The 19151-nt window shown below is 71.5% G+C and carries 16 protein-coding genes and 1 pseudogene; 7 read left to right on the top strand and 10 right to left on the bottom strand.

Going from position 1 to position 19151, the window contains the following annotated elements; translation table 11 throughout:
• Positions 1-440 (top strand): annotated as a pseudogene (locus HET64_RS08295) (DUF1275 family protein); the annotation flags it as partial.
• Positions 441-663: 223 nt separating this feature from the next.
• Here the strand turns inward: HET64_RS08295 and HET64_RS08290 are convergent.
• On the bottom strand, positions 664-924 hold the full coding sequence (locus tag HET64_RS08290) for a type B 50S ribosomal protein L31 (protein ID WP_215103408.1): 261 nt from the start codon (positions 922-924) through the stop codon (positions 664-666).
• Between the two features lie 64 nt (positions 925-988).
• On the bottom strand, positions 989-1153 hold the full coding sequence (gene rpmG, locus HET64_RS08285; RefSeq protein WP_215103407.1) for a 50S ribosomal protein L33: 165 nt from the start codon (positions 1151-1153) through the stop codon (positions 989-991).
• 197 nt (positions 1154-1350) lie between these two features.
• On the opposite strand from rpmG, the gene HET64_RS08280 reads away from it, so the two are divergent.
• The gene (locus HET64_RS08280) at positions 1351-2109 is read left to right on the top strand and encodes a dienelactone hydrolase family protein (RefSeq protein ID WP_215103406.1); all 759 of its coding nucleotides are present in this window, start codon (positions 1351-1353) and stop codon (positions 2107-2109) included.
• 284 nt (positions 2110-2393) lie between these two features.
• Positions 2394-3821, top strand: a complete 1428-nt coding sequence (locus tag HET64_RS08275; RefSeq protein ID WP_215103405.1) for a PP2C family protein-serine/threonine phosphatase — start codon at positions 2394-2396, stop codon at positions 3819-3821.
• A 51-nt stretch (positions 3822-3872) separates the two neighbouring features.
• Here the strand turns inward: HET64_RS08275 and HET64_RS08270 are convergent, their stop codons facing one another.
• Positions 3873-5363, bottom strand: a complete 1491-nt coding sequence (locus HET64_RS08270; RefSeq protein WP_215103404.1) for a hypothetical protein — start codon at positions 5361-5363, stop codon at positions 3873-3875.
• Positions 5364-5594: 231 nt separating this feature from the next.
• Between HET64_RS08270 and HET64_RS08265 the strand changes: the two genes are divergently transcribed.
• The 3 genes from HET64_RS08265 to HET64_RS08255 all read left to right on the top strand — a co-directional run bounded on the left by HET64_RS08265 (position 5595) and on the right by HET64_RS08255 (position 10364).
• Positions 5595-6731, top strand: a complete 1137-nt coding sequence (locus HET64_RS08265) for an aminoglycoside phosphotransferase family protein (RefSeq protein WP_215103403.1) — start codon at positions 5595-5597, stop codon at positions 6729-6731.
• A gap of 566 nt (positions 6732-7297) precedes the next feature.
• A complete protein-coding gene (locus HET64_RS08260) occupies positions 7298-7972 on the top strand; it encodes a transglycosylase SLT domain-containing protein (RefSeq protein ID WP_215103402.1) in 675 nt (224 codons plus the stop codon).
• Positions 7973-8150: 178 nt separating this feature from the next.
• Positions 8151-10364, top strand: coding sequence for a germacradienol/geosmin synthase (locus tag HET64_RS08255; protein WP_215103401.1), 2214 nt, complete (start codon positions 8151-8153; stop codon positions 10362-10364).
• Between the two features lie 78 nt (positions 10365-10442).
• On the opposite strand, the gene HET64_RS08250 is transcribed toward HET64_RS08255, so the two are convergent.
• The 7 genes from HET64_RS08250 to HET64_RS08220 all read right to left on the bottom strand — a co-directional run bounded on the left by HET64_RS08250 (position 10443) and on the right by HET64_RS08220 (position 17115).
• A complete protein-coding gene (locus HET64_RS08250) occupies positions 10443-11000 on the bottom strand; it encodes a TetR/AcrR family transcriptional regulator (RefSeq protein WP_215103400.1) in 558 nt (185 codons plus the stop codon).
• 59 nt (positions 11001-11059) lie between these two features.
• Positions 11060-12307: an MFS transporter gene (locus HET64_RS08245; RefSeq protein WP_215103399.1), complete on the bottom strand. Its 1248-nt coding sequence runs from the start codon at positions 12305-12307 to the stop codon at positions 11060-11062.
• Positions 12308-12523: 216 nt separating this feature from the next.
• Positions 12524-13024 (bottom strand): hypothetical protein, encoded by a 501-nt coding sequence (locus HET64_RS08240; RefSeq protein ID WP_003971159.1) that lies wholly within the window; start codon positions 13022-13024, stop codon positions 12524-12526.
• A gap of 76 nt (positions 13025-13100) precedes the next feature.
• Entirely contained in the window at positions 13101-14267 is a 1167-nt protein-coding gene (locus tag HET64_RS08235) for a thiolase domain-containing protein (protein WP_215103398.1), read from the bottom strand.
• On the bottom strand, positions 14260-15312 hold the full coding sequence (locus HET64_RS08230; protein WP_215103397.1) for a thiolase domain-containing protein: 1053 nt from the start codon (positions 15310-15312) through the stop codon (positions 14260-14262). Before HET64_RS08230 ends, HET64_RS08235 begins: the two co-directional genes overlap by 8 nt.
• Entirely contained in the window at positions 15313-16260 is a 948-nt protein-coding gene (locus HET64_RS08225) for a Zn-ribbon domain-containing OB-fold protein (protein ID WP_215103396.1), read from the bottom strand.
• Positions 16261-16314: 54 nt separating this feature from the next.
• Entirely contained in the window at positions 16315-17115 is an 801-nt protein-coding gene (locus HET64_RS08220) for a crotonase/enoyl-CoA hydratase family protein (protein WP_215103395.1), read from the bottom strand.
• A 166-nt stretch (positions 17116-17281) separates the two neighbouring features.
• Here HET64_RS08220 and HET64_RS08215 point away from each other — a divergent pair, with 166 nt between their 5' ends.
• Positions 17282-18904 carry an acyl-CoA synthetase gene (locus HET64_RS08215; RefSeq protein WP_215103394.1) on the top strand — a complete coding sequence of 541 codons (1623 nt, stop codon included), beginning with the start codon at positions 17282-17284 and terminating at the stop codon, positions 18902-18904.
• Positions 18905-19151: the final 247 nt, after the last annotated feature.

Here is a 19151-nt window from a genome sequence, read left to right as displayed (position 1 = left end):
GGCCGGGGGTGCTGCTGGGGGCGGAGGTGATCCTGCTGGCGGCGGCGGCCGCGCTGTGGGGGCTGGAGCTGGTCACGTCGTACGGTGACCGGCTCGGGGTGCTGGCCCTGGTGGCGGTCGCGATGGGAGTCCAGGGCCGCGTACGGGTGACGCCGACGAACTATTTCACCGGGACGCTGACCTCGCTCGCGGGTCGCGCGGCGTCGCGGGAGCTGCGCGGCGCGGACGGCTGGGTGCTGGGGCGGCTGGCCGCGGTGGTGGCCGGGGCGACACTCGCGGCGCTGGCCGAGCGGTGGTGGAGTCCGGGTGCCGCGTTGGGCGCGGTGGTGATGGCCTCGGGTGCTCTGGTGCTGGAGACGGTCCCGTGCCGGGGCGACCGACCGCGGCCGGGCAAGGGGAAGCCCCGGCCGGATCGGGGGAATCCAGCCGGGGCGGCTTGAGTGCGGGTGTGAAGGGCGGTCGCCTCTCGGCGGAGCGCTCCACGGGGCTTCGGCGGTGCGATGTTCCCCATGGGCTACAGGTGAGGCCCGGGGACGCAGCCCCCCCTCACTCCCACGTATAGATGAACGATAAACCATCCTGGGCCGTTCCCGGGAATCCGCCGCCACGGATGTGATCCACGGCACGGATCTCCGGGTTTCCCCCAGGTCGGGTCCGGCTCCGTCAGCTCGTGGACGTCTCGCCGGTGCCGTAGCGGCGCCGGAACTGTTCGACGCGGCCCGCCGTGTCGAGCACCTGGCGGCCGCCGGTGTAGAACGGATGACTCGCCGACGAGGTCTCCACGTCGATGACGGGGTAGGTGTTGCCGTCCTCCCATGCCACGCGCTCGCCGGAGTCGGCGGTGGAGCGGGTCAGGAAGGCGACGTCGGCCGCGCGGTCACGGAAGACCACCGGACGGGACACGGGGTGGATACGGGACTTCATGGATGCGTTCCTTCCTCACCGCGGACAACGGTGACGTACAGGGGGACGGACTTGTTCCGGACGGTCAGCGGACCTCGCGGAACAGGACGTGCCGGCCGGCGGCGGAGTCGAACTTGCGTAGCTCCAGCCGGTCGGGGTTGGTACGGCGGTTCTTGCGCGTCGCGTAACTCCGGCCCGTTCCGACGGTGGACCGGAGGGTGACGACCGGCCTGGTCTCGCTGCGCGCCATGGGCGCCTCCGATACTTCTGCCGACCCCACTCCCGTACCGGGAATGGGATTCGTTTTCGTTCTGGTGAGGTAACGCGGGCCGCCCGTTCGGCATTCCCGGCCCGCCGCGCACCCCGTTCCAGCGGGATACCCGCACCGCTCTGCCCGTGGCAGAACACCGGCCCGACCGGGCTCGACGATCACTACAGTCCCGCCTCATGACCACAGTGACGACGCGTACGGTCGAGTATCCGGCCGACGGTTTGACGATGATCGGACACCTCGCACTCCCGGCCGGTGTCGACCGCCGGCCCGCGGTGCTGCTCGGACCGGAGGGCATGGGGCTCAGCGACGTCGAGCGCCGCCGGGCCGACGCACTCGCCGAACGGGGATATGTAGCGCTGGCCTTCGATCTTCACGGCGGGCGCTATCTGGGTGACCCCGAGGAGATGCTGGCCCGTTGCCTGCCGCTGCTCACCGATCCCGACCGGATGCGGGGCATCGGCCATGGGGCGCTCGACGTGTTGCGCACCGAACCGCGGACCGACCCCGACCGGATCGCCGCCGTCGGCTACGGCACCGGGGGCGCCGTCGGGCTGGAACTCGGGCGCGACGGTGTCCCCCTGCGCGCGATCGGGACAGTCAACGCGACCACCACGGGCCGACCGGGCGAGTCGGCGAACATTCGCTGCCCGGTGTGGGCCGGGGTCGGGTCGGAAGACCCGATCATGCCGCCCGCGCAACGGAACGCCTTCACCGCCGAGATGCAGGCCGCGGGCGTCGACTGGCGCCTCACCGTCTACGGCGGCGCCTTGCACGCCTTCCACCACCCACCGGTCGACCACCCCACGGTCCCCGGCGTCGGCTACCACCCGCGGCACGCACGGCGAGCCTGGCGCGATGTCGTCGACCTGCTCGACGAATGCCTGCCCGTGAGATCTGGAGACGCCGGCGCGAGGGGCGACCGGTCGGCTTGACCGGATAGACGCCCGCGACACCGACACGGAGAGCCGGCCGGTTCCCGCACCAGGGCGACCTCCACCCGGCGCACATCTCGGTCACACCTCGGACCTCACGGTCAACTCGCTTCAGACGCAAGCCTGTTCGGATGGTCATCATCCAGGAGAGCCGCTGGCATATGCCAGAAGCAAGACCCTGTCGAGTGTTGCCAAAGCTCTTACGGGCCGCCGCGGCCTGTGCGACAGTCGGTAGCGATCCACCCTTCAGAACCGGCTAGGCCGCGCCTGTATCGGAGTACGAGATGCCGTCCCCCCTCTCCGCGGACCGCCCCGCACCACAGCTTCCCGCGCATGACGCCGTCGACGCCCTGATCCACCGGACGCGCCGGCTGCGCGGGGACGTGGACGCCGTACGGCGGGACGCCGTCGTGTTCGACGAGGACGACCCCCAGCTGCGCTGGCAGCGCGCCTTGTGCGAGCTCGCCGTGCAGCACCTGGACGACCTCGACGAGCACCTGGGCCAGCTCCGGACGGGTCTGCCGGCCCGCTGCTCCGCCGACACCCCCAGGGCGGTCGCGGTCCCGGGAGACCCGGGTGCCGGTTCCCTGCTGAACCGGGTGGGCAGCGCCGAGTGGAACCTCCTCACCGACGAGTCCTGCTGGTCCGAGGAGCTGTACGAGATCTTCGGCAGGCCGCCCGGGTCCGCCCCGCTCTCCCTCGACGACCTGCCGTCCGTACTGCTGCCCGAGGACCAGCCGGTGCTGACCGCCATGGTGACGGGCTGCCTCGTCGACGGCCGGCCGATGGACGGGGAGTTCCGCATCGTGCGGCCCGACGGCCGCACGCGCACCCTCCACATGACGGGCGAACCGGTCCTGGACGCCGAGGGCTGCACCGCCTCCATGTGGGCGGTCCTGCGGGACGTCAGCGAACTGCGGCGCAGCGAGCAGGCCGTGAGCAGAAACCGCGCGTCGGTGCGGCGCGAGGAGCACATCGAGCGCGCCGAGCACCGCATGGCCGTGGAGCTCCAGGAAGCCGTCCTCCCTCCGTGGCGGGGATCGCTGCGGCTCCCGACGCGGGGCTCCGGCGCCCTGGACATCGCCGCGCACTACCTCCCTTCCGAGGCGAGCGACCTCATCGGCGGCGACTGGTACGACGCCATGGAACTGCCGGACGGGCGCACCCTCCTCACCGTCGGCGACCTCACCGGGCACGGCATCCCCGCCACCTCCGCGATGGCGATGATGCTGGGAGCGCTGCGCGGCATGGCCGTCGCCGGCATCGAGCCGGGCGCGCTGATGGGGCACCTCAACCAGGTGCTCGAAACGTCGATACAGCCCGCGCTGGGCAGCGCCCTGTGCTGCCGCTTCGACCCCGACTCCTCCGTTCTGTCCTGGGCGCAGGCCGGACACCCCGCACCGCTGCTCTTCCGCCACGGTTCGGGACGGCTCCTGCCCCCGCCGGACGGCATGCTGCTCGGTGCCGCGTCCAACGTCGTCTTCGAGCAGGACGAGGTCCGGCTGCACCCCGGTGACGTGCTCGTACTGCACACCGACGGCCTGACGCGACGCGCTGACCGGGGTGCGGGCCCGGAGGCGTTGCTCGCCCTCGCCCCCCGGTTCGCGGACGCCCGTACGGCACAGGAGTGCGTACGGAGCGTCGTCGAGGAGTTCGGCGGGACCGAGCGCCTGGACGACGCGTGCGTGCTGGTCGCCCGCATCGGGGCATGAGGAAGCGCGGACGTATCAGGGCGGGACGGAGCGCGGAGTGGCGCCGCCGGGTCAGATCTGCGTGCCCTTGGCCTTCTTCTGGCTCGGCGGCATCGAGAGCTCGATCTCCTCACGCAGATCCTGGATCCCCGTGTATCCGGCGAACTGCCCGGTGAGCCGGTACATCTCGCGGAGCCGGTCCCAGGTGCGGTGCGAGGAGGTCTCCCCCATCGACACCAGCGCGAGCCGGGCGTAACGATCGGCCTGTTCGGGGTCGTTGGCGATGAAGCAGGCCGAGGCCAGCGAGATGTAGTCGAAGATCTTCGACCTCTGGCGCCCGTTGACCCGCAGCTCCAGCGCCTGCTTGGCATGACGCTGGGCGATGACCGCGGCCCCCCGGTCGTGCTCGGCCAGGGTACGGAAGGCGAGCGCCTGCATCCCGTGCATATCGGCCTCGTCGAACATCTGCATCCAACTGGGCTGCGGGACGTCGCTCTTGTCCGAGATGAAGAGCTCCTCGGCCTCACCGAGGGTGCGCCGCATGGCCTGCCCGTGGCCCATCGACGCCTGTGCCCAGGCCTCGATGGTGCGCAGCATCGCCTGCGTACGGGGCAGGGTCTCGTCGCCGGAGCCGGACTTGGCGAGCTTCATCAGGTCGAGCGCGTCGTCGGGGCGGCCCAGGTGCACCATCTGGCGTGCCGCCCGGGAGAGCGCTTCTCCGGCACGCGGCCGGTCGCCGCCCTCGCGGGCCGCGTGGGCGGCGATGACGAAGTACTTCTGGGCGGTGGGTTCGAGGCCGACGTCGTGGGACATCCAGCCCGCCAGGACGGCGAGGTTGGCGGCGACGCCCCACAGGCGGCGCTGGAGATGGTCGGGGTGGCGGTAGGCGAGCATGCCGCCCACCTCGTTGAGCTGGCCCACGACCGCCTTGCGCTGGAGTCCGCCGCCCCGGGACGCGTCCCAGGCACGGAACACCTCGACCGAATGCTCCAGGGCCTCGATCTCCTCGGAGCCGACCGGTGCGGCCTCGTACCGGTCGAAACCGGCGGGATCGGCGTGCAGGGGATCGTTGGTCCGTGGCGCATCGGCCGCCGGAGCGGGGTCGGTGTGCAGCCAGTCGTACATGGGGCCGGCGATGGTTGAGCCGGCGGCGAGCGCGGCGCCCGCACCCACCAAGCCGCGACGGTTGAGCATGAGGTCCATTCCCGTGAATTCGGTGAGGACCGCTGCCGTCCGTTCGGGCGCCCACGGCAATTGATCGGGATGGTGTTCCGTCCCGGAGTCACGCCGCTTCCCCACACGCCCGCGTCGGCCGAACCCGAGGTCCTCGATGGTCACGACACGGCCGAGCCGCTCGGTGAACAGGGCCGCCAGCACTTCGGGCACGGGATCACGGGGGGACTCCCCCATGTCGATCCAGCGCCTGACACGCGAGGTGTCGGTGGCCAGCTGCGGGTGGCCCATGGCCGCCGCCTGCCGGTTCACCATTCTCGCGAGTTCGCCCTTGGACCAGCCGGCCAGGCCGAACAGGTCAGAAAGGCGGGTGTTGGGTTCTCCGGTCACTTCAAGCCCCCAGGTTCTCGGCTGACTTGACACTAACCCCCTGTCAGATGCGCTGTGACTATTCGCCAGGGTTCGCCAGGGTCCGCCAGATGGTCTGCCACCCGCGCTCCGGTGTCAGGTAGGAAAGCGCCACCCCGCCCGGCAGCCCTAGGTACTCCCCAGGGTGCCGAACGGCCGTCGGCCGGGTTGGCGCACGTACCTTGTCGGCGCACGAAGGGATCTGTCTCGCCCATGTACACAGCATCGTCCTCCGTGTCCGCCCCGCCCCGTCCGCTCCGCCCGATGGGCGCGGGCGGCGGGCCCTATCTCGCTCCTCACGCCGGCGCACCGGCTCAGGGTCCGGGCCGGGCCCGACGGGCCGCGGGACCGGGCGCCGGACCGCTCAGCGGAAGGATCGACCTGTCCGGGCCCCAGGGCGCGCAGGTAAGGATGGCCATCGCCTCCGTGCAGCGCATCTGCCCCGAGTTCAACCCGGTCCAGGTGCTGCGCCGCAGCGGCCGTTCGGTCCTGATCGTCGGAACGACCGGACGGGCCACCGCCGTCGCGAAGTGTTTACTGGACCACTCGCCGGCGTGGACCGAGCGGTTCCGGCACGAAATAGCGGCATACCGCGCGTTCGTCCGGCACCGCCCCCCGGTTCGGGTGCCCCGGCTGATCGCGGCGGATCCGGAGAACTGCACGCTGGTGATCGAGCGGATGCCCGGCCGGGTCGCCGCCCTCACCCGGCATCCGGCGGAGGCGCCGCCGAGGGCCGACATCCGGGCCGCGCTCGGGGCGATCGCCCGGGTGAACGCCTGGCGGCCGCCGCCCGGACTGTTCGAGGCGCCGCTCGACTACGCGTCGCGGATCGCGCGCTACCACGAGCTCGGTCTGTTCACCGACCGTGACCTCGGCGACCTGCAGAAGCTGCTGCACGGTCTGGCCCACGCGGGCGGCAAGCAGGGCATGGGGCAGTTCTGCCACGGGGACGCCCTGCTCTCCAACATCCTGCTGTCGCCGACCGGGCCGGTGCTCGTCGACTGGGAGCACGCCGGCTGGTATCTCCCGGGGTACGACCTGGCGACGCTGTGGGCGGTGCTGGGCGACGCCCCGGTGGCGCGACGCCAGATCAGCCAGCTGGCCCAGGCCAGGGGACCGGCCGCGCGGGACGCGTTCCTGGTGAACCTGATGCTGGTGCTGACCCGCGAGATCCGCAACTACGAGACGGCGGTCCAGCGCACCATGCGCGAGGCGCCCGCGGCGGGTGCGGGGGCCGACCGGCCCGGCGCGCTCTCCTCGGGCGAGGAGCAGCGGCTGCTGCTGCGGAGGCTGCACGACGACTGCGCCATGGCGCGGCGGGCGGTGCGGGCCGCGGTCGGCACACGCTGAGACCGGACGACGAAGCGGGGATACGGCCCGCCTTGCCGAGAACCACAGTGATCAGACCACTGTGAAGAAGAAGCGCGCTGCGGGACCGGTGCCGACACACCGGTCCCGCGGCGCGCTGTCGTGCGTTCCGGGGCCTGTCCGCCACCGCCCGGCCGAGCTGACGCCGACGCTCCTGGGCCGAAGCCGCCCGAGGCCCGTGCGGCGACGAGAGCCCTTCCGGGCCGTATCTCCCCGTGACCGGGCGTTGACCCTGTGCCGCCCCGGGGTCCCCCGCGGGTGAGGCCCGCCACGAGACCCACGTCACCTACGACCTCCGGTAGTAGGCGCGATACCTCTCGTCCGGCGTAACGAACCGCCCATATGGCTCATAAATTGGCATCTCACGATGAAGAGTAGTAAAGGCGGTCATTGCTTCCTATGTCGGTGCCCGCTAACCATGGATCCCGGCAAGCACCGAGTACGAGCCAGCGTCGATCGCCCACCGGCGGCCGCGGCCCGGACATCCCGGTTCCTGCCGACGCGGCGCGAAGGCCGCGAAGCCCGTCCCCCATAGGAAGAGCTCACGCATGCCCCGCATCTCCACCCTGCGCATCACCCGCTCGCACAAGATCGCCACCGCCGTGCTCGTCGCGGCCGGTTCCGTCAGCGCCATAGCCGCCACCGGCGGCCCGAGCGAGGCGCAGACCACGGCGACCCGGTCCTCCATCTCCGTGGAGCCGGTCGCCGCCGCGGGCATCCCCACGGCGAAGGACGCGGCGGCCAAGAAGGCCGCTCAGGAGACCGCCGCCAAGGAAGCCGCCGCGAAGAAGGCCGCTGCCGCCCGCAAGGCGACCGCGGAGAAGGACGCCGCAGAGGCGCGCTCCGAGAAGCAGGCCGCCAACCGCTCCACCGAGCGCAAGGCCCCCGCGCCCAAGAAGTTCGCGAACAACCTCGACGGCTGGATCCGCGAGTCGCTCGACATCATGGAGAAGAAGAACATCCCCGGCTCCTACGAGGGGCTGCACCGCAACATCATGCGCGAGTCCAGCGGCAACCCGAACGCCGTGAACGACTGGGACATCAACGCGCAGAACGGCATTCCCTCCAAGGGCCTCCTCCAGGTGATCCAGCCCACCTTCGACACCTACCACGTCAAGGGCACCCCGAAGAAGCTCACCGACCCGGTCGCCAACATCACCGCCGCCGCCAACTACGCCGCGGACCGGTACGGCTCGATCGACAACGTCGACTCCGCCTACTGAGCGACCGGCTCCCGAACGACCGACTGACGAACGACCGCCTTCCGAGCACGCACAGACGCTGCGATCATGTGACTATTCGCCGTCGTGCGTGCTCCGTATGGCCGAAGGGTAGTGCTGCGCGGACACCACCGGTCCGCGCGTTTCCCCGCGTGGAGGCTTCTGGAAAGGCCTGACGCACATGGCACAGCCCTTCTCACTGCCGGACTTCTATGTTCCGTATCCGGCGCGGCTCAACCCTCATGTGGAGGCGGCACGCACGCACACCCGGGCGTGGGCCCGCTCCATGGGGATGCTGGAGGGATCCGGCATCTGGGAGGAGAAGGACCTGGAGGCGCACGACTACGCCCTCCTGTGCGCCTACACCCACCCCGACTGCTCGGCCGAGGCGCTCTCGCTGGTCACCGACTGGTACGTGTGGGTCTTCTTCTTCGACGACCACTTCCTGGAACTGTTCAAGCGCACGCCCGACCGGGAGGGCGGCAAGCGGTATCTGGACCGCCTGCCCGCCTTCATGCCGATGGAGCGCGGCGCCCCGACTCCGGAGCCCGAGAACCCCGTCGAGGCGGGGCTCGCCGATCTGTGGGCGCGCACGGTCCCCTCGATGTCGGACGCCTGGCGGGCCCGGTTCGCGGAAGCGACGGAGAACCTCCTCAACGAGTCCCTGTGGGAGCTCGCCAACATCCACGAGGGCCGCATCGCGAACCCCGTCGAGTACATCGAGATGCGCCGCAAAGTGGGCGGCGCGCCCTGGTCGGCGGGTCTGGTGGAGTACGCGGCCAACGCCGAGGTGCCCGCCGCGGTCGCCGACGCCCGCCCGCTGCGGGTGCTGCGGGACGCGTTCTCCGACGGGGTGCACCTGCGCAACGACCTCTTCTCCTACCAGCGCGAGGTGGAGGACGAGGGGGAGAACAGCAACGGCGTGCTGGTGCTGGAGAAGTTCCTCGGCTGCTCCACGCAGGAGGCCGCCGAGGCGGTCAACGACCTGCTGACCTCACGGCTCCAGCAGTTCGAGAACACCGCACTGACCGAACTCGGCCCGCTCTGCGCCGAGAAGGGCCTGGACCCGGCGCAGACCACGGCCGTGCTGGCGTACGTCAAGGGACTCCAGGACTGGCAGTCCGGCGGCCACGAGTGGCACATGCGCTCCAGCCGCTACATGAACGGCGGCGGCGCGGGCGAGGCCGTGGCCGGCTTCGGCATGTCCGCCGCCTCCATCAGGTTCACGCTCCGCTCGGAGACCGCGCGGGCCCGCAGCCAGAGCCATGTGCCGTACCAGCACGTGGGCCCCTCCCTGCTGCCGGATTTCGACCTGCCGTTCGGAACGACGCTGAGCCCGCACCTGGAGGGGGCCCGGGTCCGGATCGTCGACTGGGCGCGGCGGATGGGCATCCTGGAGGCCCAGCCGGGCGTGCCGGGCTCGCACATCTGGGACGAGCGGCGGATCGTCGCGATCGACCTGCCGCTGTGCGCGGCGGGGCTGGATCCGGACGCGACCCCGGACGAACTGGACCTGTCCTCGGGGTGGCTGGCCTGGGGTACGTACGGCGACGACTGGTTCCCGGTCGTGCACGGGCGGGCCCGGGACCTGGCGGGAGCACGGCTGGCCAACGAGCGGCTGTCGCTGTTCATGCCGCTGGACGGCGGGGGGACGCCGGAGCCGGTGAACGCCCTGGAGCGGAGTCTGGGCGACCTGTGGCACAGGACGGCCGCCCCGATGGACCTGAGCGGGCGGCGCACCTTCCGGACGGCGATCGAGTCGATGACCGAGAGCTGGCTGTGGGAGCTGGCGAACCAGGCGCAGAACCGTATCCCCGATCCGGTGGACTACATCGAGATGCGGCGGGCGACGTTCGGTTCGGACCTGACGATGAGCCTGTGCCGGCTCGGGCACGGCAGGAAGGTTCCTGCCGAGGTCTACCGCAGTGGTCCGATGCGTTCCCTGGAGAACGCGGCGGCGGACTACGCGTGCCTGATGAACGATCTGTTCTCGTACCAGAAGGAGATCGAGTACGAGGGCGAGGTGCACAACGGCGTCCTGGTCGTGCAGAACTTCTTCGGCGTGGACTATCCGACGGGCGTGGCGATCGTGCACGACCTGATGAACTCGCGGCTGCGGCAGTTCCTGCATGTCGCCGAGGTCGAACTCCCGCTGCTGTACGACGACTTCGGCCTCGACGCCGAGGCCCGGGAGATCCTGGAGGGCTATGTGCGGGAGCTCGAGCACTGGATCGCGGGGATCCTGATCTGGCACCGGGGCTGCCGCCGCTACCGTGAGGAGGACCTGCGACGGGGCAACGACACCCCCTGGCATCTGAGCGGCCCCACGGGTCTGGGCACCTCGGCAGCGCAGGTGACCCGGATGATGGCCCAACTCGCGGGCAGCCCGGTGTAGTTCTCCGGGACGCGGCCCGCCGTACGGAGGAACGGACGGCGGGCCGCGACCGGTGGCGGAAACGTACGGGGCGGGGGCTCAGAGCAGGACGTGCCGGAGCACCGCCTCGAACTCCGCCGCTGTCGGAGGGGTGTCGGTCAGCAGCCCCTGGAGCAGCAGGCCGTCGATGACGCCCTTGAGCACCTGTACCCGGACCGGGTCGTCGGTGTAGCGGCGGCCGTACGCGGCGATGGCCTCCAGCCAGTGCCGGGTGGGGCCGCGGAGCTCCGGGCGGCGGGCCGCGAGCAGGTACAGCTCGTACTCCGCGAGCAGCCGTCCGGGGCCCTTGACGACCTGTGCCAGGAGCTCCGCGAGCGCGGTGATGCCCTCGGGGCCGCCGTCGGTCTCCTCGGCCAGCCGGAGCATGCGGTCCGCGTCCTGCTCCATGCAGCGGGTGAGCGCGCCGGTGAGCAGGTCGTCGATGCTCGTGAAGTGGTAGGCCGCGGCGGTGGCGGGCAGGCCCGCCTCGCGCGCGACCGCCCGGTGACTGACGCCCGCGACTCCTTCCCGGGCGACCACCTGGAGCGTGGCCTCGATCAGTTCCTCCTTCCGTCGCTCGCCTTTGAGCAGGCGTCCGTCGGTCTGCGGTGCGTGCACGGTGCCTCCGGGCGTCGTGGCGGATGGGACGGCGGGTGTGCGGGGGCACGGGCCCCCGGTCAGTGCGCGGGCCTTCCGGGAGCCTCGGCCGGTTCCCCGGATTCGCGGTCCGTACGCTCCCGGAGACCGCGCTCCAGCGGACGCCGGGCGCACACCGCCGTCAGCAGGGCGGCCACGCCCGCGGCGACGGCGACGGCGAAGCCGCCGCCGGGACCGAAGCGGTCGACGATCGCTCCCGACACCGCGGCGCCGGACGCGACGCCCACGCTGAGTCCGGTGATGGCCCAGGTCATGCCCTCGGTGAGTGCGGCGGGCGGCACCGTCCTCTCCACCAGCCCCATCACCACGATCATGGTAGGCGCGAAGAAGAGGCCCGGGAGGAAGACGGCAGCGGACAGCGAGACGATGTCCCCGACGAGCAGCAGGGGAAGGGTCGTGAGCGCCGTCCCGGCGGTGCCGATGACGAGCAGCCGCGGCAACGGCGTGGTGAGCTTGAGCGTCCCGAAGACCAGCCCGGCGACGGCGGATCCGGCCGCGTAGACCGAGAGGACGATTCCCGCGCCGGCGGGTGAGCCCTGCTGTTCGGCGAACGAGACGCTCACGACGTCGACGGTGCCGACGATGGCGCCGCCGGCCGCGAGTGTGAGGGCCAGCAGGCGGAGTGCTCCGCCGCGGATCGCCGAGCCGCTTCGCGGGTGGCCGTCGGCGGGCCGGACCACCGGCGGCTCGGTGCGCTTCTGCGGGACGAACATGAGGACGCCGAGTATCAGCAGTACCCCGGCGACCAGCGGCCCCGCCTCGGGGAACAGTGCGGTGCACAGGGCCACCGAGAGTGCGGGACCCACGACGAAGGTGAGTTCGTCGACGACCGATTCGAGCGAGTAGGCGGTGTGCAGCCGGCCGGAGCCCTTGAGGGCGTGGGTCCAGCGGGCACGCACCATCGCCGCCATGTTGGGCATCGCGCCGGCTACCGCCGCGCAGCCGAAAAGGGTCCAGGCGGGTGCGTCGTACCGGGCGCAGAGCAGCAGCGCGCCGAGCGCGATCACGCTCAGTCCGGCGACGGGCGGCAGCACCCGGCTCTGGCCCCGGCGGTCGACCGCCCGGGAGATCCGCGGACCGCACAGGGCCATGGACAGGGTGAAGGTGGCGGAGACGGCTCCGGCGAGACCGTAGTCACCGCGCATCTGGGACACCATCGCGATGATGCCGATGCCCGCCATGGACAGGGGCATGCGGGCGACGAACCCGGCGGCGGTGAAGGCCCTCGATCCGGGCGTCCGGAACAGGACGCCATAGGGGTTGGTCATGCGCGGACCTCCGGAAGGCAGGCGTAGGGACGACCCTTCGCGGTGAACGATCCATCAACTTGAACGATCGCTACAACTTGAACAGTCGTTTCGCTTTCTACCTTAGCCCTACCGCTCGGACCGCCGGTCACCCGGGCGCGGGGTAGGGCCGGATACCCGCCCGGACAACGGAAAAGGCCGCCCGGACCAATCCGGGCGGCCTTGCGCAGGGACGTTTCAGCCCTGCTGGAACAACTCTGCGGGCAGGGGCTTGAGCAGGGTGTAGAGATCGTCGGTGATCGGCCGGTCCCAGCTGGCGATGGTCACGAGGACACCGTCGCTGCGGTCGAACTGGACGCAGGCGATACGGCTCTCGGAGAGCTTGACGCGGCGGACGATCAGCAGGTTGTCGCCCTGCATGACGGGGACGTCCTCGGAGCTGACGACCTCGATCGGCTCGTCGTTCTCCAGGGCGAGGAGCAGCTGGGCCACCTCGAAGGGGACCTGGCCCTCCTCGGTCTCACGGGCGGGCGAGCCTTCCGGGAGATTGCCGATGATCATCGCCGGGCCCCGGCCGCCGTACAGGTCGTAACGGAGGAAGACGCCCTGGCAGCTGCCGTCGGGGGCGGGGAGCAGACCGGCGCCGAGGTTGCCGGGCCAGTCCCCGGGGTCCATGGCCAGGACGTCGAAGTCCGGGCCCGCGGGTGTTGCGGCGCTACGGCGGCGGAGGAAGGACATGCTGCCATGTTACGTGTCCCGGCTCACGTTGCGGAGCCGGGCCCGGGCCGCGCGGGACCGGGCCCACCGCTCTCCCTCAGCCGGGCGGGGGCTCCGCTCCGACGAGCCACATGGCGAAGAACTGGGCCCCTCCGCCATAGGCGTGGCCGAGCGCCCTGGTGGCCCCGTCGATCTGGTGCTCCCCGGCTCTCCCCCGCACCTGGAGGGCCGCCTCGGCGAAGCGGATCATGCCGGACGCGCCGATGGGATTGGTGGACAGGACACCGCCCGAAGGGTTGACCGGAAGGTCGCCGTCGAGTTCGGTGACGCCCGCCTCGGTGAGCTTCCAGCCCTCGCCCTCCTCGGCGAAGCCGAGGTTCTCCAGCCACATCGGCTCGTACCAGGAGAACGGTACGTACATCTCGACGGCGTCGATCTCCCGGCGCGGGTCGGTGATGCGGGCCTGCCGGTAGACGTCGGCGGCACAGTCCTTGCCGGCCTGCGGGGAGACGAAGTCCTTGCCCGCGAACAGGGTCGGTTCGCTGCGCATGGCCCCGCCGTGCACCCAGGCGGGCGGGTGGGGCGAGCGGGCCGCGCCGTCGCGGTCGGTGAGGATCATGGCGCAGGCCCCGTCGGAGGAGGGACAGGTCTCGGAGTAGCGGATCGGATCCCAGAGCATGGGGGCCGCCCGGACCTTCTCCAGGGTGATGTCGTGGTCGTGGAGGTGCGCGTAGGGGTTCTTCAGCGCGTTGCGCCGGTCCTTGTACGCGACGAGCGATCCGACCTCGTCGGGTGCTCCGGTACGCCGCATGTACGCGCGCACGTGCGGGGCGAAGAAGCCGCCCGCCCCGGCCAGCAGTGGCTGCTGGAAGGGGACGGGCAGGGAGAGGCCCCACATGGCGTTGGACTCGGACTGCTTCTCGAAGGCGAGGGTGAGGACGGTGCGGTGTACGCGGGCGGCGACGAGGTTGGCGGCGACCAGCGCGGTGGAGCCGCCGACCGAGCCCGCCGTGTGGACGCGGAGCATGGGCTTGCCCACGGCACCGAGGGCGTCGGCGAGGTAGAGCTCCGGCATCATGACGCCCTCGAAGAAGTCGGGGGCCTTGCCGATCACGACGGCGTCGATGTCGCTCCAGGTCAGTCCGGCGTCCTCCAGCGCCCGGACGGCGGCCTCGCGGACCAGTCCGGCGATGGACACGTCGTGCCGGGCGGCGACGTGTTTGGTCTGGCCGATGCCGACGACGGCGACGGGCTCCTTACGCATGAGCGCTCTCCCCTTCCAGGACGGCGACCAGGTTCTGTTGCAGGCAGGGGCCGGAGGTGGCGTGCGCGAGCGCCCGGTCGGACTCGCCCCGGTGGATGCGGGCGGCGGCCTCGCCGAGCCGGATCAGCCCGGCGGCCATCACGGGGTTGGCGGCGAGCGCACCGCCGGAGGGGTTCACGCGGACGTCGTCGCCGAGCCCGAGGGCCTTGCGCAGGACGACCTCCTGCGAGGTGAAAGGGGCGTGCAACTCGGCTGTGTCGACGGGCCGTTCGAAGGCTCCGGCGTGCTGGGCGGCGAGTCGCGCGGAGGGGCTGTCGGTCAGGTCGCGGACGCCGAGGCCGTGCGCCTCGATGCGGTGGTCGATGCCCCGGATCCAGGCGGGCCGCGCGCACAGGGCGCGGGCGGTGTCCCCGGCGGCGAGGACCACGGCGGCGGCCCCGTCGCCGATGGGCGGGCAGTCGCCGGTGCGCAGCGGGTGCACCAGGTAGTCGCCCGCGGGGACGTCGCCGGTGAGCTGGGCGTTCGGGTTGCCGGCGGCTGCGGTGCGGTTGCGGGCGGCGACCTCGGCGAGGGCTCCTTCGTCGGTGGCGCCCGCGTCGATGAGGGCCTGCGCCTGGAGGGCGGCGAGCGCGACCGAGTCGGGCCAGAGCGGGGCGAGGTAGTAGGGGTCGAGCTGGCGGGTGAGGACGTCGCGGACCCGGCCGGGCGATGACTTGCCGTAGGAGTAGACGAGCGCGGTGTCCGCCTCGCCGGTCTGGATCTTCACCCACGCCTCGTACAGGGCCCAGGCCCCGTCCATCTCGACGTGGGACTCGGAGATGGGCGGATGCGCGCCGACGCCGTCGAGCGCCATGGTGAAGGAGAAGGCCCGCCCGGCGAGGTAGTCGGCGGAGCCGGAGCAGGTGAACCCGATCTCGTTCGCCTTGAGGCCGGTCGCGCCGAGCACCTCGTGGAGGACGGGCATCAGCAGGTCGACCTCGGAGAGTTCGTCGGTGCGCCGCCGGTGTGCGGTCTGGGCGAAGGCGACGATGGCCACGTCCCGCATCTACACCAGCTCCTTGTACGTGTCGTAGTCGGCGTCGGGCTCCCCGGTGGGCCGGTAGTGGTCCGGGTGGCGGGCGCCCTCCACCCAGACGGGTTCGACGCGCAGCCCCATGCGCACCTGGTCGTACGGGATTCCGGCGATGCGCCCGTGCAGGGCCAGGTCGGCGCCGTCGAGGGCGATGTGGGCGTAGACGTACGGGACTTCGATGTCGAGATTCTTGGCCTTGATGTTGACGATGCAGAAGGTGGTGACCGTGCCGCGCGGGCCCACCTCGACCTGTTCGGCGGTGGCGACCCCACAGGTGGGGCAGGCTCCGCGTGGCGGGACGTAGACCTTGCGGCAGGCGGGGCAGCGTTCGCCCACGGTGCGGTGGCCTTCGAGGGCGGTGAGGTAGGCGCTCTGGGCGCGGCCCGGTGTGTGGACGTAGTCGAGGCGGGCCGGGGTGACGATGCCGGTGACGGGGTCGGTGAACTCCCCTGTGTGCGGCGCGGGTTCGGGGCTGCCGGGCTCGCCGTCGTACGGTTCGAAGCAGGCGATGTCGGTGATGGCTCCGGTGCGCGTCGCGGCCCAGCGGATGCGGACGCGCATGCCGGTGCGCACGGCGTCCGGGCCCGGCGCGTCGAGTGCGTGCAGGAGCGCGGTGCCGGCCCCGTCGAGGCGGACGAGCACCCAGGCGAAGGGCGTGCCGAGGGGCTGGTCACGGCGTGGGTCCGGGTTCCAGGCCCAGGTGGTGACGGTGCCGGTGGGGGCGACCTCGACGAGGTCGCCGATCTCGTTCGCGGTGACGGGGTCGTACTCCACGGGCGGCACGAGCACCGTGCCGCCCTCCGTGCGGACACCGAGGACGGTGCGTTCGCGCAGTCCGGTGAGGAAGGCGCTCTGGACGGGCCCGAGCGAGCGGGTGAAGGGGAATTCGACCACCAGCGGGGCGCTGAGGACGTCGGACATGGCTACTGCCTCCTTGGTGAGAGGGCCTGGGGCGGGAAGCCGAGTGCCGTGCGCTCAGGCACGTCGGTAGACGGGCGGGCGCTTCTCGGCGAACGCGCGTGCGCCTTCCTTGGCGTCCTCGGTGGCGAACACGGGCCAGCCGCGCTTGAGTTCGGCGGCCAGCGCCTCGGTCTCGGTCAGCTCCGCGCCCTCGTAGACCGAGGCCTTGACGGCCTCGACGGCGAGCGGCCCGCAGGCGTTGACCCGTTCGGCGACGGCGAGGGCCTCCTCCAGGGCTGTTCCGTCGGGCACGACCCTGCCGATGAGCCCGATGGCGGCGGCCTCGTCGGCGGTGTACGCGCGGCCGGTGAGGAGCATTTCGAGGGCGTGGGTGCGGGGGATCTGACGGGGCAGCCGGACCGTGGAGCCGCCGATCGGGAAGAGGCCGCGGCGGACCTCGAAGAGCCCGAAGGTGGCTCCCGCTCCGGCGACGCGGATGTCGGTGCCCTGGAGGATCTCGGTGCCGCCCGCGACACAGGGGCCCTCCACGGCGGCGATCACCGGTTTGCGCGGGCGGTGGTGGCGCAGCATCGCCTTCCAGTGGAGGTCCGGGTCGGCCGTCATCCGGTCCCGGTACTCCTCCCCCTCCATTCCGCCGCCCGCGAGCGCCTTGAGGTCCATCCCGGCGCAGAACGCGCCGCCCGCTCCGGTCAGGACGACGGAGCGGACCGTGTCGTCCGCGTCGGCCGCGAGCCAGCCGTCGTACAGGCCGACGAGCATCGGCAACGAGAGCGCGTTCCTGGCCTGTGGTCTGTTCAAGGTGAGCACCAGCGTGGCGCCTTCGCGCCGCACGGTGAGGTGTTCCGTACCGCCCATGACCGACTCCTGTTCTCCAGACTGGAACAGGTTGCAGGAGGAGGGGACGCAGTTCAATAGATTTCTGACAGCTCGTCAGATTGTTTCGACGCCACCCCTTCCCAGTTGTGCCGCCCGGCGCTCTAATGACGGCCGAGTCGCCAGTCACCCGGGGTCAGGAGGAACGGTGGAGTACAACCTTGCCGACCTGTTCGAATCGGTCGTCGACGCGGTGCCCGACCGCGAGGCGCTCCTGTACGTCGACCACCCCGGTACGGGTGCGGAGCGGCGGCTCACGTACGCGGAGCTGGACGCCGCCGCCAACCGGATCGCCCACCACCTGATCGACGCGGGGGTCAGGCCGGGCGAGCATCTGGGGCTGCACCTCTACAACGGGGTCGAATACCTCCAGACGGTGCTGGGAGCCCTCAAGGCACGGATCGTTCCGGTGAACGTCAACTACCGTTATGTCGAGGAGGAGTTGGTTTACCTCTACCGGGATGCTGACCTGGCGGCGCTGGTCTTCGACGGCGAGTTCGACGAGCGGGTCACGGCGGCCGCCCCGCAGGCCCCGGGCCTGCGCCACCTGATCCGGGTGGGGCCCGACCCCGCCGCGCCACCGGCCGTGCCGGTCGTGCCGTTCGCCGAGGCGGAGGCGTCGGGCGCGGCCGGGCGCGGCTTCGCACCCCGCTCCGCCGACGACCAGTTCATCATCTACACCGGCGGCACGACCGGGATGCCGAAGGGCGTGATGTGGCGTCAGGAGGACCTGTTCTTCTCCGGCCTGGGCGGCGGCGCCCCGACCGGCGAGCCGGTGAAGGCGCCGCAGGAGCTGGCGGAGCGGGTCGCCGCGGGCGGTGACGGGATCACCTTCTTCCCCACCCCGCCACTGATGCACGGGACCTCGACGCTGACCGCTTTCATCGGCTTCAACTTCGGACAACGCGTCGTCGTGCACCGCAAGTTCGTGCCCGCCGAGGTGCTGCGGACGATCGAGAAGGAGAGGGTCACCAGTGTCTCGCTGGTCGGCGACGCGATGCTGCGCCCGCTGATCGACTGCCTGAAGGGGTCGTTGCGCGGGACGGACTGCTCGTCGCTGTTCTCCGTGTCCAGCTCCGGGGCGATCATGTCGGACTCGGTGCGGGCGGAGTTCCAGGCGCTCGTGCCGACCGTGATGCTGCTGAACAACTTCGGCTCCTCCGAGTCCGGTTTCAACGGCACGGCCACCGCCGACTCGGGACCGGAGAAGGGGTTCCGGGTGCAGGTCAACGCCCGTACGGCCGTGGTCGATCCGGTGACCTACGAGCCGGTGGTCCCGGGCGAGCCGGGCCGCATCGCCCAGCGCGGGCATGTCCCGCTCGGCTACTACAACGACCCGGCCAAGACCGCCGCCACCTTCTTCCGCAGGGGCGAGGAGCGGTGGGTGCTGCTGGGCGACATGGCGACCGTGGACGCGGACGGCATCGTCACCGTGCTCGGCCGGGGCTCCCAGTGCATCAACACCGGGGGCGAGAAGGTGTATCCGGAGGAGGTCGAGCAGGCGCTCAAGTCCCATCCGGACGTGTACGACGCGCTCGTCGCGGGCGTACCCGACGAACGCTGGGGCAACCGGGTCGCCGCCGTGGTCCAACTGCGGAAGGAAGCAAGCGCGTTGACCTTGGACGAGCTACAGGCGCACTGCCGGACCCGGCTCGCCGGCTACAAGATCCCCCGCGCGCTGGTGCTCGCCGACCGGATCCAGCGTTCGCCCAGCGGCAAGGCGGACTACCGCTGGGCGAAAGCGGTGGCGGCGGGGGCCGACCGGCCCTGACGGGCCACTGCCGGGATCGCTCGGGACTGCGGACGGCGGGCGCTGCGAGGTGCGGGCACTGCGAGGGGGCCTCCGCGGGAAGCGGCCCGGGCGCTGATGGTCAACGCCCGGTCGCCGATCGTCAAGGACAGAGCGGGTGGTGATCCGCAGACTGGTGAGTGTCGGGCGCCCGTCGCCACGGGGGTGCGCCGTGCGCCCGACCCCACACTGCCCGAGGCCGCCGAGGTCTTCGCACCTCTCACGGACT

Origin of the sequence: Streptomyces sp. McG3 (genome assembly GCF_018619185.1) — a bacterium.
In the GTDB taxonomy this organism is placed as follows: domain Bacteria; phylum Actinomycetota; class Actinomycetes; order Streptomycetales; family Streptomycetaceae; genus Streptomyces.
The sequence above is the reverse complement of the archived record's forward strand: the minus strand, read 5'-3'. Positions and strand labels throughout refer to the sequence as shown.